We start from the raw sequence: 15,708 nt of genomic DNA, 5'->3' as shown, positions 1-15,708 counted from the left end.
AAATGAGAAAGACGAGTCGGAATTTTTAAAAAATATTTCAGCTAATGAAAAAACCCGCTGTGTAAGCGGGTGTTATAGAAGGCCTTCCTGAATGGATGAAGCGATTTGCTTCAAGTCATCAGGAGTATAATCTTCCGTATGGGTTTTCCAGACCGCTCCAAAACCGTCGCCTTTTCCGTAGCGGGGAATCAGGTGAATATGGTAATGAAATACGGACTGTCCGGCTTTTTCGCCGTTATTGTTTAAAATGTTCATCCCTACAGGCTGAAACTGCTCTTTAATGGCATTTGCAATTTTAGGAACGGTTTCAAAAACATTGCGGGCAATATCTGGTGTTAATTCATAAATATTTTCCTTATGTACTTTCGGAATGACCAAAGTATGGCCTTTTGTGACCTGGCTGATGTCGAGAAACGCAACAACATGTTCATTTTCAAAAACTTTTGCACTCGGGATCTCCCCGTTTACGATCTTGCAGAAAATACATCCGCTCATTCCATTCATCCTTTCGTGGGTACGGTTTGCTTATCCATATAGTACCATAGCTGGCTGAGTGGATTCAAAAGTTGGGAGGGGTTTCTTATTTGCTGTCGCACAAACTCAAAATGGGGAAGAGTGTGAAGTGTTCCTCAATTGCTTTTGCAGCACAAACTCCGGTTGGAGAAGAGAGGAAAGTGTTCTTAATAAGGTTTAGCCGCACAAACTCCAGTCGGAGAAGGAAAGAAAGTGTTCTAAAAGGTGTTTAGCCGCACAAACTCCAGTCAGAGAAGGAAAGAAAGTGTTCTAAAAGGTGTTTAGCCGCACAAACTCCAGTTGGAGAAGGGAAGAAAGTGTTCTAAAAAGGGTTTAGCAACACAAACTTTGGCTGGAGAGGAGAGGAAAGTGTTCTTAAAAAGCTTTACAACAAACTCTGGCTGGAAAAGGGAGGAAAGTGTTCTAAGAAGATTTGGCCGCATAAACCCTGGTTGAAGCAAAAAAAGCACTGCAGCACAAATGCAAAAAGAAACCCGCAAAAAAAGAAACAGGATGATCATAATGATCACCCTGCTCTGCAGAGGAGGAAGAGCCGGCGCAGCTTAATGGCAAGGCTCGCAAATCTCTTTGTCATCTCCCTCATTTGCTTGGAAATGAAGGAAAAAAAGAGTGAATTTGTTAAACATGGTTCAAAGCAACCATCTCCCAGTTAAGAGTATCTCTAATGAGTCTTAACTAATCAATAACTGTCTTTGACGAACACCTCATTCAGAAAATGAATTTATATAGAGCATCTATTACTGAAAGTAACGGCCCGCAAACACCTCATCTCGAAATGGAAATATTCATGATGTTAACTAGCTCATGGACTCCTTCACTAAACTGTCTTTAACAAACACCTCATTTGAATGAATGTCTGTGACAGCTCCTCACCTCTACATCCATTATGATGTCCAGGTAAATCACAATTATGCATGCGAAATTAGCAAAATGGCCGGCGGATTTGGTAAGATAAAAGAAAACGGCGAAGGGACGAAACGATGAGCTTATTACAAGTAAACCAGCTTACGGGAGGCTACACGCGAAACCCCGTTTTAAAAGATATTTCGTTTGAAATTGACAAGCATTCCATTGTCGGTCTGATTGGGTTAAACGGTGCAGGAAAGAGCACGACAATACGCCATGTGATCGGGCTGATGGAACCGCATAAAGGGGACATCTCGATCAATGGCATTTCGTTTCAGGATGAGCCTGAGGCTTACCGCAGCCAGTTCTCTTTTATTCCTGAAACTCCGATTCTGTATGAAGAATTAACCCTTTACGAACATCTGGAACTGACGGCCATGGCATATGGATTAAGCCGCGAGACATTCAAAAACCGTCTGGATCCGCTCCTTAAGGAATTCAGAATGGAAAAAAGGCTGAAGTGGTTTCCAAGCCACTTTTCAAAAGGCATGAAGCAAAAAGTCATGATTATGTGCGCTTTTTTAGTTGAGCCTGAACTGTACATCATTGACGAACCGTTTGTCGGCCTTGATCCTCTTGCCATCAATGCGCTTCTTGAAATGATGAACAAGGCGAAACAGGAAGGAGCCGGCATTCTGATGTCAACGCACATCCTGGCCACAGCAGAAAGATACTGTGATTCCTTCATCATTTTACATAACGGCAAAATCCGTGCAAAAGGCACCCTTTCAGAGCTTCAGGATGAATTCGGGATGAAGGGTGCATCGCTTGATGACTTATATATTCAGCTGACAAAGGAAGATCAGCAATGAAAAATCTCGACCAGATATGGAAAACACGGCTTGAAGCTCATGTAAAAGAAGTGCAGTCCTATACAAAATATATGTTCAATGACCATCTCATTTTTGTACTTGTTTTTTTAGGTGCAGGAGGGGCGCTGTCCTACCAGGAATGGCTTAAAACCATGCCTGAAGATTTTCCGGCCCTGCTGATTTTGACCGTTGTGTTTGCGCTGATTATCACAGCTTCCAGCGTCCGAACGCTGTTAAAGGAAGCAGATCTCGTTTTTTTGCTGCCGCTTGAAGTGAAAATGGCGGACTATTTCAGAAAAGCAACGGTCTACAGCTTTTTCAGCCAGCTGTACATCTTTTTTATTGCAGCGATTGTATTCGCTCCGATGATATTCCGGGCTGAAAATTTTACAGGAACAGACTACCTGTTCATGTGCCTGCTGATTCTTCTTGCAAAAGCATGGAATTTGCTGATGAGTTTCAGAATATCTTTTTATACTGAACCGTCTGCCAAAGCAGCAGATCTTGCCGTTCGTTTTGCTTTAAATGCAGCGGTCGTCTATTTCATCCTATCTAAAGCTTATTTATATGCGATCGTTGTATTTGCCGTCATGGCCGTTCTCTATCTTTATTTTAAGAAAGCAACAGCAGCAAAGGGGATCAAGTGGGAAGCGCTCATTGACCGCGAGCTTGAGAAGAAGCAGTCCTTTTACAGGATTGCCAATCTCTTTACAGATGTGCCGAAGCTTAAGAAAAAGGCCAAGCGGAGAAAGATGCTTGACGGGTTGCTTACGCTGATTAAATACAAACAGGAAAATATGTACGCCTACCTTTACACACGCGCCTTTTTCCGGTCCGGAGACTTTCTCGGCATCTTTTTGAGGCTGACCGTTATCGGAAGCATCGTTCTGTTTATCATTCCGACGAATCAGTTCAGCGTCCTTGCGATTGCTATTTTAGTCCTGTATTTGACAGGCATCCAGATTCTCGGTTTGTATAAGCATTTTGATATGCTGTCACTGCCCGATCTGTATCCCGTTCACAGGCAGCATAAAAAAGGGAAGTTCCTGAACTTGCTCTTCAGTATCGTTCTGTTCCAGCATCTCATTCTGACGGTGGTATCACTTGTTTCCGGAAAATGGATGCCTTCTATTATCCTTTTAGGAGCCGGCATCGTGTTTGCTTATTTATTTGTTTACCTGTATGTAAAACAAAGGCTGGCTAAAATGGATGCCAGCGTATATTAGAGTAAAGGCAGCTGATAAACATGCTTTATGAACAGCAGCTTGAAGAGGATCTCTTTCAATGGAAAAAGAAATTGCTGAGAAAGTCCTCCAGGTTTGAGCGGCTTTCAAAAAAAACGCAAACCAAAATCAACGCGCATATTCCTGCAAAAATACACACGATCATTACAGAAAGCATTAAAAAAATGGTCGGAGCAACGCTTGCCGGATCCAATTTGACAACGACAGAAAAAAAGCTTGAAGGCATCTCGCTTGAAGAGCGGGAAAATAAGGTGCGCCAAACCATCTCTGCCTTTCAGAAGGCGGCTGCTGTTGAGGGAGCGGGGACAGGTGCAGGCGGACTGCTTGCTTCTGCAGCCGATTTTCCTTTACTGCTCGGGATTAAAATGAAGTGTCTGTTTGAAATTGCCACACTTTATGGATATGACCCAAAGCAGGTTGAAGAGAGGATCTTTCTGCTTTATGTTTTCCAGCTTGCCTATTCAAGCGATGATCACCGCAGAAAAACATTCGATCTGATTGAGAACTGGGAAGAGCGGAAGGAAACGGTTAAGGACATCGACTGGCAAACCTTCCAGCAGGAATACAGAGATCACATCGATCTTGTCAAACTGCTGCAGGTCATGCCCGGAATCGGAGCGGTAGTCGGAGGCGTTGCCAATTATCATCTTGTCAGGCACCTCGGGGAGACTGCCATGAATTGCTACAGACTGAGAAGACTCGGCACAATCTAAATGGATTGTGCTTTTTTTCGAGGGGAGCGTTCGCTTATTTGCCTGCATTCATGATTTACTTGCGGGAATGCCTCTTTTTCTAGAAAAAATACTTTGTTTACTTGCCGTAACAGCGGGATTACTTGAAATATTTCAGATGCCTCCCATTTCACAGTGCTAGCACTCAGTAATTGTCTTTCCCTCGAAGACGATTTTGGGCATTAAGCCCTTTAATGGCAGCTAGAGTTTGTATTACTTGCCGCCATCCATGATTTACTTGCGGGAATGCCTCTTTTTCTAGAAAAAATGCCCTGTTTACTTGCCGTAACAACGGGTTTACTTGAAAATTCCCAGTTTCCTCCTGATTTTTGGTTCTCGCATTCAATATTTGTCTTTTCCTCGAATACGGTTTTAGGCATTCAAAGAAAAAAACGGTGCAGAAGCACCGTTTATTTTACTTGCCAGCCGCCACAGCAGCATGTTCTGCCTGATATTGAAGAATGGCGAGGCTGAAGGTTTTGGCTGCAATCAGCATCGCTTTTTCGTCGATATCAAATTTTGGATGGTGATGCGGATAGGCTGTATCTGAATAGGTCGGTTTTGCACCTGTGAAGAAAAAGGTTCCTTTTACGTGCTGCAGGTAGTAGGCAAAGTCTTCGCCGCCCATTTGCATCGGACTTTCTTCTACAACCCCCACGCCAGGGACGTTTCCTGCAAGGTTTGCAAGGAATTCTGTTTCCTCGCGATGGTTCACCACAGCCGGATAGCCTCTGTCAAACGTATATTCATAGGATGCATCGTAAAGGTCGCAGGAGGCTTTCACTGTACGTTCAATTTCCTGCTCGATTTGAGTGCGGACTTCTTCATTAAAGGTTCTAACCGTTCCGATTAATTCGGCCGAATCGGCAATCACGTTAAACGGGTTTTCTGCGATAAATGATCCCACAGAAACGACGGCTGATTCAACAGGATCCACTTTTCGGCTGACGATCTGCTGGAGGTTCAGCACGAGCTGGGAGCCAATGACCACGGCATCCTTCATTTTTTGCGGCTGCGCTCCGTGTCCGCCTTTTCCCTGCACCTTAATTTGGAACCGGTCGGCAGCTGCCATAATCGGTCCGGTCCGGTACTGAATTTTGCCTGCAGGCTCGCTTGCCCATAGATGGGTGCCGAAAATGACATCGACGCCATCAAGGCATCCGTCCTCAATCATCGCTTTTGCACCGCCGGGAGCGTACTCCTCTGCATGCTGGTGGATAAACACCACATTTCCTTCAAGATTTTCTCTGTGCGTGTGCAGCACTTTTGCCAAAACGAGCAGTGTCGCTGTATGACCGTCATGTCCGCAGGCATGGGTGACACCGGGAACCGCCGATTTGTAGGGTACATCCTTTTCGTCTTGAATCGGCAGGGCATCAAAGTCTGCGCGGAGGGCAATGGTTTTTCCAGGCAGTCCGCCTTTTACCACCGCTACAACGCCGTTTCCTCCCACTCCGGTTCTGGGCTCAATGCCAAGCTTTTGATAATATTCTGCTATGTAGGCTGCTGTTTTGAATTCCATAAATGAAACCTCGGGATTCATATGAAGGTAGCGTCTGATTTCAACCATTTCCTCAAAGGCTGCATCAAGTTCTGAACAAATCTCCTGAAACAAATTACTTCATCCTTTCTTTTTAAAAAATATATATTCGCCAAATGATTCATAAGATAAAATAAATTCTGATATTAGGTCAATTTTAGGGAAGTTGTTTGAAAATTACAAGATTAAAATCTGAAAGGTGTGAAAAGGTGAAAAAGATTTCTATTATGGGAGGATGTCTTCTGGCAGTTCTCATTCTGTACGTTCTCATCAGCACAGCTTTTATAAAACCTGCAGATGAGGGAGCTTCTCAATATGTTCAATACATCCGGCAGTCAGAGGGCATGCTTGCGTTTTTTGAAGGAATAGGCACCCTTGCTTCAAAACCTGGCATCATCAGCCTGCTTGCATTAGCCATTATTGCTCTTACTCTTTTATTCAGGCATTATCTTCAGCCGCTGATGATTGGATTGGCGGTGTACCTTGGAGATGTTTTAAACAAATTTCTCAAAAACATAACCGCAAGAGAACGTCCGCCAGAACCGCTTCATCTTGAAGAAGGGTTCAGCTTTCCGAGCGGCCATGCCATGGTAGGCGTCATCTTTTATGGTTTTTTTGCCTATATGATCATTGAAAAAATCAAGTCTCCTGCTCTTAAAAAAGGAATCTGGGCCGCGGTTGCTCTTTTAATGGCCCTGATTGGCCTCAGCCGCGTCATTACGAATTCGCATTATGCCACAGATGTGATTGGCGGATATTTCATCGGTCTCGTATTTCTACTTGGGACCATTCTTATTTATGAATGGGCGAAGAATCTGCTGGCTGCAGCAAAAAGGAAAAAGGGCGGCGTTTCTGCTTAAAAAACAGGCATTCTCGCGTTGAGAATGCCTGTTTTTTTTATGTTCGCACTTTCCTAAATCAAAAACATCGCCACAATAGTTGTCACAACAAGGCCGATTGTCACAGGGAGCAAGTTTCTTCGGGCCAGTTCAAACGGATCAACTCCGCATATGGCTGCTGCAGGGATTAAAGCCCAGGGAATAAGGGTTCCGCCTCCTACCCAAATGGCGGTGATCTGCCCAAGAGCAGTCAGCGTTGCAGCACCTGTTCCAATGGCAGCAGAGAAAAGATTGGCAATGGAACCTGCAAGGGAAATGCCTGAGAAGCCTGAGCCGTCAAGTCCTGTCAGGACGCCCACGCCTGTCAGGGTGATGGCGCCAATCTCCTTTGTGAGCGGAACGACAGAGGCGAGTGCAACCCCCAGGTCGTTGACAATTCCCTGTGAAGCCTTTGGAAGATAGTCGCCTACAATTTTGATAAAGCCCGCATCTCCCAGGTAGAAAAAGGCGGCTATCGGAATGACCGGACCGAAAACCTTGAACCCAAATTGAAACCCTTCTATCATGTAACCCGTTGTTTTTTCCAGACTGGCATTTTTATGGGCAAGCACACAAACGGCCATTAAAATTACCAGAGCAGTTCCACCTATCAGAGCCGTTGCGCTGCCCCCCTGAAGATTCAGCTTTGCCATTAAAACGATGTCAATGACAAACAGCAGAGGTATCAGCAGGGCCATAAAAAGTTTCATTTTGCCTGACAGAAGCTGTGTTTTTTTCTCTTCCAGCACAGGCATCGTCAATGCGGGAAATGGTTTGCCGCGTTTCAGGTCTCTCATCAGGAACAGGTAAGCCGTAATGGTGGTTACAGCTCCCATGACAATCACGAGAGGAATGGAAGCCTGAATCACGTCTCCTATCGGCAGACCGGCTGCATCAGAGGTAAGTTTTGGTGCTGCCTGAATGACAAAATCTCCGGACAGGGCTATGCCATGACCGAACAAATTCATGGCCATCGAAACACCGAGCGCCGGCAGACCGGCTTTAACCGCCACCGGAAGAAGAACGGCTCCAATCAGCGCAACTGCGGGAGAAGGCCAAAAAAACCAAGAAATCGCCATCATGAGCAGCCCGATGGTCCAGTAGGCAAGAGTTGGATTTCTGATGAACTTCGTGAACGGGGAAACCATCGATTCATTAATTCCTGTAATCTCTAAAATTCTGCTCATCGACACAATAATTGAGATGACCAATATGGTAGGAAGCAGCTCGGTTATGGCAAATATGAAGCTGTTAAATACGCTTGTAATGGAATGGCTCACAGATTGACTGGCTGCAAAGGAAATGACAATAATGCCAATAATGCTGACCATCGTTGTATCGCGTCTGAAGAGCATAAATCCGACAATGCTGATAATAAACAAAACATAAACCCAGTGAATGAGTGTTAACTCAACCCCCATGAAATCACTCCTGTATAAATGCCTGGTTTTTTATACAGGTTATGTCATGAATCAGCGGGTGTGAGTGTTAGCGGAAAATGAAAGATGGGTAAATATACAGGAAGGAATTGTGTCATTTCCAAGGAAATAGTGTCGCAATTAGACATGAAAACTCCTCCGCACTATGTACGGAGGAGCTGCTCTTTAGTATTCTTTTACAGCCTGATAGGTCGTCACGTAAGAAGGTCTCGGAAAAATCGGCTTTTGATCCATGCCCTCGCTTGTTCCGCGTTTTTTATGGGCTTTTGCGTAGGACTGTGACTGCTGCCAGTCTTTAAATGATTCTTCTTTATCCCATAGAGTTAAGATGACGTATGTGTCGTCATGAACAGGTCTCAGGACGCGGATTGCCGCAAATCCCGGTTCGTTTTCGATCATGCGGGCACGCTCTTTGAAACGCTGTTCAAAAAGCGGTCTGCCTTCGTCAGTGACAGGAATATTGTTCAAAACGGCGTAGCTGCCAGTCTTGAAATTTCCCACTCCATCAAGCACTTCGTATTTTTTAGGCTCTTTAAAAAGGGAAGCGGATTCGCTTTCATGAAGTAGGATGCCCTTATCTTCATTCTGCATCAGCAGCATGTTTTCATCTGCGTGTTCTGCGGCGGTTTTTGCCAAGTATTCCGGAGTTCCAAATGTGACATAAAAGTTCATTTTACATACACCTCTTTTTGTTTCATTATAACAATGACTGGACAAAGAAGGCTATTATGAGCCTCTGCTTACATATTCAACCCTTTTTTTAACAATACTAAACATGTATAAATCTACGGAACGCAGGTGACAGAATGCGAAAAAAAGTCATTCTTTCGGCTCTGGCAGCTCTGCTGACAGCTATTATTGCCCTGGCAGTTTACCTCATCATCCTTGTCATTGGAGACTATTCCATTGATGAGAAAAAGCTTGTGATGGATTCTACGACGACACTTGTTGATCCTGAAGGCAGCAAGGTGGCTGAACTGTATTTGCAGAACCGGGAGCCTGTCTCGATCAAAGAAATTCCCGTTCATGTCCGCGAAGCGTTTATAGCTGTTGAGGATAAACGGTTTTATGAACATAACGGCATCGATTTAAAAGCCATTTCAAGGGCTTTGTACAGGGATTTACTTGCCGGCGGGAAGGTGGAGGGCGGAAGCACCATCACCCAGCAGCTTGCAAAAAACACATTTTTGACTACTGAAAAATCTGTGCTCAGGAAAGCCAAGGAAGCCGCCATTGCCATGAGCCTTGAGAACAAATACAGCAAAAGCAAACTGCTTGAGCTTTATTTAAATCAGGTTTATTTCGGCCACGGTGCATACGGGATCCAGAGCGCATCGCTTTATTATTTTAATAAAGAGGTAAAGGATCTGACGGTTGAAGAAGGAGCGATGCTTGCAGGAATTCCTAAAGCACCTTCCAATTATTCTCCTGTCCTTCATCCGGAAAAAAGCAAAGAACGGAGGGACACCATCCTTTCTTTAATGGGTGATCAGGGCTATCTGACGGCTGAGGAAGTTGTCAGATCCCAGGGAAGGACGCTCGGACTTTCGATTTCTGAGGAATCTGAGACTCCATGGCTTACCTCCTATATCGACATGGTGATGGATGAAGCGGAAGAAAGGTACAACCTCTCAAATGAAGAACTGATGCGGGGCGGATATACAGTCACAGTGCCGCTTGATGCAGACATGCAAAAGACCGCCTACGAACTGTTCCAAAAAGATGCGTATTTCCCCGGAACGACAAAAGGCGCAGAGGGAGCATTTGTGCTGATTGACAACAAGACCGGCGGTATCAAGGCTGCCATCGGCGGCCGGAATTACGTGCAAAAAGGGTACAACCGCGTGACGACAAAGCGTCAGCCGGGCTCTACTTTCAAGCCGATTGCCGTTTATGCTCCTGCCATGGAGGAAGAGGAATTCGGGCCATACTCCCTGCTTGAAGACAAGCCTGTCTCATATGATGGCTATCAGCCTAAAAACAACGACCGCAAATATGATCAAGAGGTTACGATGTACGATGCGATAACAGCCTCCAAAAATGCTCCGGCTGTGTGGACATTAAATGAAATGGGTGTCTCAACCAGCAAAAAATACTTGGAAAAATCCGGCTTGAGCATTGAAGACAAAGGCCTCTCCATTGCGCTTGGCGGACTTAAAAACGGAGTAACACCTCTTCAGATGGCAAACGCGTACAGAGCTTTTGCGCAATACGGTGTATACAGTGAGCCGTATTTTATCCAAAAGATTACAGACCGCGATGCTAAAGAAGTATCGGCACCAGAGCGCGTAAAGAAACGGATTTTTTCCGCACAGACCGCCTGGAACATGACGAGAATGCTCGAGGAGGTTGTGAGTGAAGGGACAGCAAGTACGGGAACTTATGAGGGGGAGCTTGCCGGAAAAACGGGCACGACTTCTTTTACCGATGTCAAGGGCGCTGTAAAGGATGCATGGTTTGTCGGGTATACACCGACGGTCTCCGGAGCTCTCTGGATGGGATATGACCGCACGGACAGCAAGCAGTATCTTAAGCAGGGAAGCTCCTATCCTACACGCCTTTTCAAAGAGATCCTGAATGAGTCCGGTAAAGGCCGGAAAGCGGCATTCCGGATGCCTGACGGCGTAGAAGATCTTGAAGAGCCGATCAGACTGAAGAATCTGGGAGAAGTAAAGGCAGGGTATACGTTTAAAGCACTTGGCCTTTTCACCGTCACTTTAAAATGGGATGCGCAGAAAGATGACCGCGTCATCTACAGAATTTATGAGACAAGCGGAAGCAAAGACAAGCTAGTAGGGTTTGTTAAGGGTGAGAATTCGTTTGAGATTCCTTATTCCAATCTCTTTTCAAACGCAGAATACAAAGTCGTTCCGTATAATGAGCAGACAGACCAGGAAGGCAAAGGATCAGATCCTGTCAAACCAGAGCTTTTTTCATCCGGTCTATGAGCAGCATGCAGATTCCGCATGCTGCTTGATTACGTCAATTTTTTGACATTTAAATGTGAAATCTATACAACCAGTTGTGAAACAGTTATAGTGTAAGGAGCAAAAACATAGGGAAGGCGCGGTTTGTCTGCGCAGCGCTGTTTCTAGTTGGGGAACAGCTTACATAGAAAGGTGGATTTGAGGATTTATGACGGATTTGCAGTTTAATGATACATTCCTTAAGGCGTGCAGAGGAGAAAAAACAGATCACGTTCCGGTATGGTATATGAGACAGGCAGGTCGTTCGCAGCCTGAGTACCGTGCGATTAAAGAGAAATACAGTCTGTTTGAAATCACGCATCAGCCTGAGCTGTGTGCCTATGTAACGAGATTGCCGGTGGAGCAGTACGGCGTAGATGCAGCAATTTTATATAAGGATATCATGACACCGCTTCCATCAATAGGGGTAGATGTAGAAATCAAGTCCGGCATCGGACCTGTCATTGACAATCCGATCCGCTCTTTCGCAGATGTTGAAAAGCTTGGAGAAATTGATCCTGAAAGCGACATTCCATACGTGCTTGATACGATCAAGCTTTTGACGCAGGAGCAGCTGAACGTGCCGCTGATCGGATTTGCGGGAGCTCCTTTCACGATGGCAAGCTACATGATTGAGGGCGGACCGTCAAAAAGCTACAATAAAACAAAAGCATTCATGTATGCAGAACCAAAGGCATGGTTTGCTTTAATGGACAAGCTCGCAGAAATGACGATTGTCTACTTAAAGGCTCAAATCAAGGCAGGGGCAAAAGCGTTCCAAATTTTCGATTCATGGGTAGGCGCATTAAATGAAGCAGACTACCGTTATTATATTAAACCTGTCATGGAGCGCATTTTTTCCGCAATGAAGGAAGAAAATGTGCCAATGATCATGTTCGGAGTCGGGGCAAGCCATCTTGCACGCGACTGGCATGACCTTCCGCTTGATGTTGTCGGACTCGACTGGAGACTTCAGGTTGATCAGGCAAGAGAAATGGGTCTGACGAAGACGCTGATGGGGAACCTTGATCCTGCTATTCTTCTTGCTCCGTGGAACGTCATTGAAGAGCGCGCCAAGCATATTCTTGACCAGGGAATGAAGCAGGACGGCTATATTTTCAACCTCGGACACGGCGTTTTCCCGTCTGTTAATCCGGACGTTTTAAAAAGACTGACAGCTTTCATTCATGACTATACAAAAAATGCCAAGAGTGCGCGGAGCATCTAATTTGGAATCCTGACCTCGGGAATGGCAAAATAAGAATCAGAACGAATCCAAAAGAGGTGTATGAAAATGACAAAGAAAACAATGGGTCTTCTTGTAATGGCATACGGGACACCATATAAAGAAGAAGACATTGAACGCTATTACACACATATCAGACACGGCCGCACGCCTGCTCCTGAGATGCTGCAGGATTTAAAGGACCGCTACGAGGCAATCGGCGGCATTTCGCCGCTTGCTAAAATCACGCTTGATCAGGCCAAATCACTGGAAGAGCATTTGAATGCCGTTCAGGATGAAGTCGTATTCAAAATGTATCTTGGGCTGAAGCACATCGAGCCATTCGTTGAAGACGCGGTGAAACAAATGAAAGAAGACGGCATTGAAGAGGCTGTCAGCATCGTTCTTGCTCCCCACTTCTCAACATTCAGCGTCAAGTCCTACAATGGACGGGCAAAGCAGGAAGCCGAAAATCTCGGGGGACCTGCGATTACGTCTGTTGAAAGCTGGTACCAGGAGCCTAAGTTTATTGATTACTGGGCGAAAAAAGTAGAAGAAACCTATGCGCAGATGACAGAAGACGAACGTGAAAAGGCTGTTCTTATTGTATCTGCCCACAGCCTTCCTGAAAAGATTATCGCTGCAGGAGATCCTTACCCTGAACAGCTGCAGGAAACGGCAGACCTAATTGCAAAAGCAGCAGGCATCACGAACTATGAAACTGGATGGCAGAGTGCGGGCAATACGCCTGAGCCGTGGCTTGGACCTGACGTGCAGGATCTGACAAGAGACCTTTTTGAACAGAAAGGGTACCGGACATTCGTATACATTCCGGTTGGATTTGTAGCAGATCACCTTGAGGTTCTGTATGACAATGATTATGAATGCAAAATCATAACAGATGAACTGGGCGCGAACTATTACCGTCCTGAAATGCCAAATGCAAAGAAAGAGTTTATTGACTGTCTTTCAACTGTCGTTCTTAAAGAACTCGGCATGAAAAAGTAGAAATGAAGCGGAGTTTCAGCAAGTGAAGCTCCGCTCAAATATGTGATTCACAAAAGTAAACAAAAAAGAAGGCGATAAACAATGACTGGCAAAAAGAAAAAAGTTGTCATCATTGGCGGGGGAATCACAGGATTATCCGCGGCATTTTACATGCAAAAAGAAATACGCGAACAAAACCTGCAGGCTGAAACGGTTCTCATTGAATCAAGTCCCCGGCTTGGCGGGAAGATTCAGACGGTTCATAAGGATGGCTTTATTATCGAGCGCGGACCGGATTCTTTTCTGGAGCGGAAAACGAGCGGCCCGCAGTTTGTAAGAGACGTCGGACTGGGTTCGGAGCTTGTCAATAACGCAACGGGAAGATCATACGTACTTGTAGGAGAACGGCTTCATCCAATCCCTGCCGGTGCTGTTATGGGCATACCAACTCAAATTATGCCGTTTGTCACAACAGGCCTTTTTTCCGTTCTTGGAAAAGCGCGGGCAGCAGGCGACTTTATCATGCCGGCAGGCAGAGAGCAGGGCGACCAGTCATTGGGGCATTTTTTCAGAAGACGCCTTGGAAATGAAGTGGTTGAGAATCTGATCGAACCGCTGCTTTCAGGAATTTATGCCGGCGATATCGACAAGCTGAGCCTCCTGTCCACCTTCCCGCAATTCCATAAAGTCGAGCAGGATCACAGAAGCCTCATACTGGGAATGAAAAAAGGCCTTCCTGCATCAAATCAAAAACATGAGCCTGCAAGAAAGAAAGGCATTTTTCAAACTGTTAAAGGCGGCCTTCAAAGCTTAGTTGACGCTGCTGAAAGCAAGCTGACAGATACACGGATTTTAAAAGGAATCAAAGTTGAGGCCATTGAAAAATCAGGCGCTCAGTATACCTTAAAGCTAAGCAGCGGGGAGAGAATGGAAGCTGACGCTTTAATTGTGACCACTCCTCATCAGCACACTGCAGGCATGCTTCCGGACAAGGAAAACTTTCAGTACATGCAGGAAATGCCTTCTACTTCTGTTGCAACGGTAGCCATGGCTTTCCCTGAGGATGCTGTCGCGATTGAAGGAAACGGAACGGGATTTGTGATTTCCAGAAACGGCGATTATACGATCACTGCCTGCACATGGACCCACCGAAAGTGGCCGCATACCGTCCCAAAAGGAAAAGCGCTTATCCGCGCATATGTAGGAAAAGCAGGCGACCAGGCCATTGTAGAACAGCCGGATCACGAAATCATTTCAGCTGTCCTGGAAGATTTGAATAAAATCATGAAATTGGATCAAAAACCTGAATTCACTGTCGTTTCAAGATGGAAACAGGCCATGCCCCAGTACAACGTGGGCCACCAGGAAGAAGTCCATAAAGTAAAACAAAAAATCATGAACAACTATCCTGGCATGTTCCTGGCCGGTGCCTCCTATGCAGGAGTCGGCATCCCCGACTGCATCGACCAGGGAAAATCAGCTGTCTCGCACGCATTGGATTATTTAAAAAAGGCAACTCTTTAAAAGGGGTTGTTTTTTTGTATGTACTGTTCAATGGAGTAACGTAATCAAGGAGAAAAAAGTGGATAAAGAAATTGTCATAGAAGAATACAGCATAGATTGGGCAAGACAATTCGAACAAGAAAAGATAAAGCTAAAGGAAATACTGAGAGACAGGGTTGAATCCATTGAACATATTGGAAGTACAGCCGTTGAGGGCCTTGGGGCCAAACCTGTCATAGATATTGCTGCCGGAGTAAATATTCTTGAGACAGTCAGCGAATTTATAGAACCTTTAAAACAAATAGAATATGAATTTGTTTACCATAAAGAGTTTCCCGAAAGACGTTTTTTTAGAAAAGGCCAGTGGAGAGCAGGTACACACCACTTGCATTTTTATGAATTTGAAGGAGAACACTGGAAGAATCAGCTTTTATTTAGAGATTACTTAAGGGAAAATCCTGATGATGCAAGAAAATATCATGACCTGAAAGTGTACCTTGCAAATAAATACCGGTTTGACAGAGTGGCTTATACAGAGAATAAAGCTTCTTTTATCCAAAATGTTTTGCGAAAGCAAGACAATGAAAGTACTAATGGAAGTTGAGATTTTTGCCTCCATGCCGTGTTCTTACCTTCCTTTTTAATCAGGCTCTTCTATGAATTTAAACGTAAAGCACCAGTGGACTGCAGCGGAAGGCACTTGACTCCTTGTCCAGCTGCAGCGCTCAGGCTCCTCTGTCAGAACAAAATCCCCCAAAAAGGCGGGACCCGGACTTTTCGGGTGATTTCTTATCTGACTGCCGGAGCAAAACGGGCGCTTCCGCTTTTCTAGGGGATGAAGAGGGCACTGGAGACCCCGCAAGCGCAGCGAGTTATCATGAACGAAACTAGCTCCTTACTCGTAACATCGTAGGTTAATTTGGTTAGAATGTTTACTGGAAAA

At 45.2% G+C, this 15,708-nt stretch carries 13 protein-coding genes; 9 read left to right on the top strand and 4 right to left on the bottom strand.

Features of this window, described 5'->3' with window-relative positions:
• Positions 1–72: 72 nt before the first annotated feature.
• Entirely contained in the window at positions 73–495 is a 423-nt protein-coding gene (locus tag ACTSEZ_RS20600; RefSeq protein ID WP_369736109.1) for an HIT family protein, read from the bottom strand.
• 1,019 nt (positions 496–1,514) lie between these two features.
• Between ACTSEZ_RS20600 and ACTSEZ_RS20595 the strand changes: the two genes are divergently transcribed.
• From ACTSEZ_RS20595 to ACTSEZ_RS20585, 3 genes are read left to right on the top strand one after another with little or no spacing between them, the layout of a single operon-like run.
• The gene (locus ACTSEZ_RS20595) at positions 1,515–2,252 is read left to right on the top strand and encodes an ABC transporter ATP-binding protein (RefSeq protein WP_369736108.1); all 738 of its coding nucleotides are present in this window, start codon (positions 1,515–1,517) and stop codon (positions 2,250–2,252) included.
• On the top strand, positions 2,249–3,478 hold the full coding sequence (locus ACTSEZ_RS20590) for an ABC transporter permease (RefSeq protein WP_369736107.1): 1,230 nt from the start codon (positions 2,249–2,251) through the stop codon (positions 3,476–3,478). The genes ACTSEZ_RS20595 and ACTSEZ_RS20590 overlap by 4 nt, the downstream gene beginning before the upstream one ends.
• Positions 3,479–3,498: 20 nt before the next feature.
• Positions 3,499–4,209, top strand: a complete 711-nt coding sequence (locus tag ACTSEZ_RS20585) for an EcsC family protein (protein ID WP_203289684.1) — start codon at positions 3,499–3,501, stop codon at positions 4,207–4,209.
• A gap of 433 nt (positions 4,210–4,642) precedes the next feature.
• Here the strand turns inward: ACTSEZ_RS20585 and ACTSEZ_RS20580 are convergent, their stop codons facing one another.
• Positions 4,643–5,842 carry a M20 family metallopeptidase gene (locus ACTSEZ_RS20580; protein ID WP_369736106.1) on the bottom strand — a complete coding sequence of 400 codons (1,200 nt, stop codon included), beginning with the start codon at positions 5,840–5,842 and terminating at the stop codon, positions 4,643–4,645.
• 134 nt (positions 5,843–5,976) lie between these two features.
• Between ACTSEZ_RS20580 and ACTSEZ_RS20575 the strand changes: the two genes are divergently transcribed.
• Positions 5,977–6,627 carry a phosphatase PAP2 family protein gene (locus ACTSEZ_RS20575; protein WP_369736105.1) on the top strand — a complete coding sequence of 217 codons (651 nt, stop codon included), beginning with the start codon at positions 5,977–5,979 and terminating at the stop codon, positions 6,625–6,627.
• A 53-nt stretch (positions 6,628–6,680) separates the two neighbouring features.
• Here the strand turns inward: ACTSEZ_RS20575 and ACTSEZ_RS20570 are convergent, their stop codons facing one another.
• Both ACTSEZ_RS20570 and ACTSEZ_RS20565 read right to left on the bottom strand, forming a co-directional pair.
• Entirely contained in the window at positions 6,681–8,066 is a 1,386-nt protein-coding gene (locus ACTSEZ_RS20570) for a hypothetical protein (protein WP_369736104.1), read from the bottom strand.
• 183 nt (positions 8,067–8,249) lie between these two features.
• The gene (locus ACTSEZ_RS20565) at positions 8,250–8,756 is read right to left on the bottom strand and encodes an antibiotic biosynthesis monooxygenase family protein (RefSeq protein WP_369736103.1); all 507 of its coding nucleotides are present in this window, start codon (positions 8,754–8,756) and stop codon (positions 8,250–8,252) included.
• 134 nt (positions 8,757–8,890) lie between these two features.
• On the opposite strand from ACTSEZ_RS20565, the gene ACTSEZ_RS20560 reads away from it, so the two are divergent.
• The 5 genes from ACTSEZ_RS20560 to ACTSEZ_RS20540 all read left to right on the top strand — a co-directional run bounded on the left by ACTSEZ_RS20560 (position 8,891) and on the right by ACTSEZ_RS20540 (position 15,369).
• Positions 8,891–11,032 carry a transglycosylase domain-containing protein gene (locus tag ACTSEZ_RS20560; protein ID WP_369736102.1) on the top strand — a complete coding sequence of 714 codons (2,142 nt, stop codon included), beginning with the start codon at positions 8,891–8,893 and terminating at the stop codon, positions 11,030–11,032.
• A 187-nt stretch (positions 11,033–11,219) separates the two neighbouring features.
• Positions 11,220–12,278 (top strand): uroporphyrinogen decarboxylase, encoded by a 1,059-nt coding sequence (gene hemE / locus ACTSEZ_RS20555; protein WP_203289687.1) that lies wholly within the window; start codon positions 11,220–11,222, stop codon positions 12,276–12,278.
• Positions 12,279–12,344: 66 nt separating this feature from the next.
• Positions 12,345–13,283: a ferrochelatase gene (hemH, locus tag ACTSEZ_RS20550; protein ID WP_369736101.1), complete on the top strand. Its 939-nt coding sequence runs from the start codon at positions 12,345–12,347 to the stop codon at positions 13,281–13,283.
• 81 nt (positions 13,284–13,364) lie between these two features.
• On the top strand, positions 13,365–14,786 hold the full coding sequence (gene hemY, locus ACTSEZ_RS20545; RefSeq protein ID WP_369736100.1) for a protoporphyrinogen oxidase: 1,422 nt from the start codon (positions 13,365–13,367) through the stop codon (positions 14,784–14,786).
• 58 nt (positions 14,787–14,844) lie between these two features.
• The gene (locus tag ACTSEZ_RS20540) at positions 14,845–15,369 is read left to right on the top strand and encodes a GrpB family protein (protein WP_369736099.1); all 525 of its coding nucleotides are present in this window, start codon (positions 14,845–14,847) and stop codon (positions 15,367–15,369) included.
• The last annotated feature ends 339 nt before the right edge of the window (positions 15,370–15,708 follow it).

The organism is Metabacillus mesotrionivorans (assembly GCF_052171315.1).
In the GTDB taxonomy this organism is placed as follows: Bacteria; Bacillota; Bacilli; order Bacillales; family Bacillaceae; genus Bacillus_P.
This window is presented reverse-complemented; position numbering and strand designations above follow the sequence as displayed.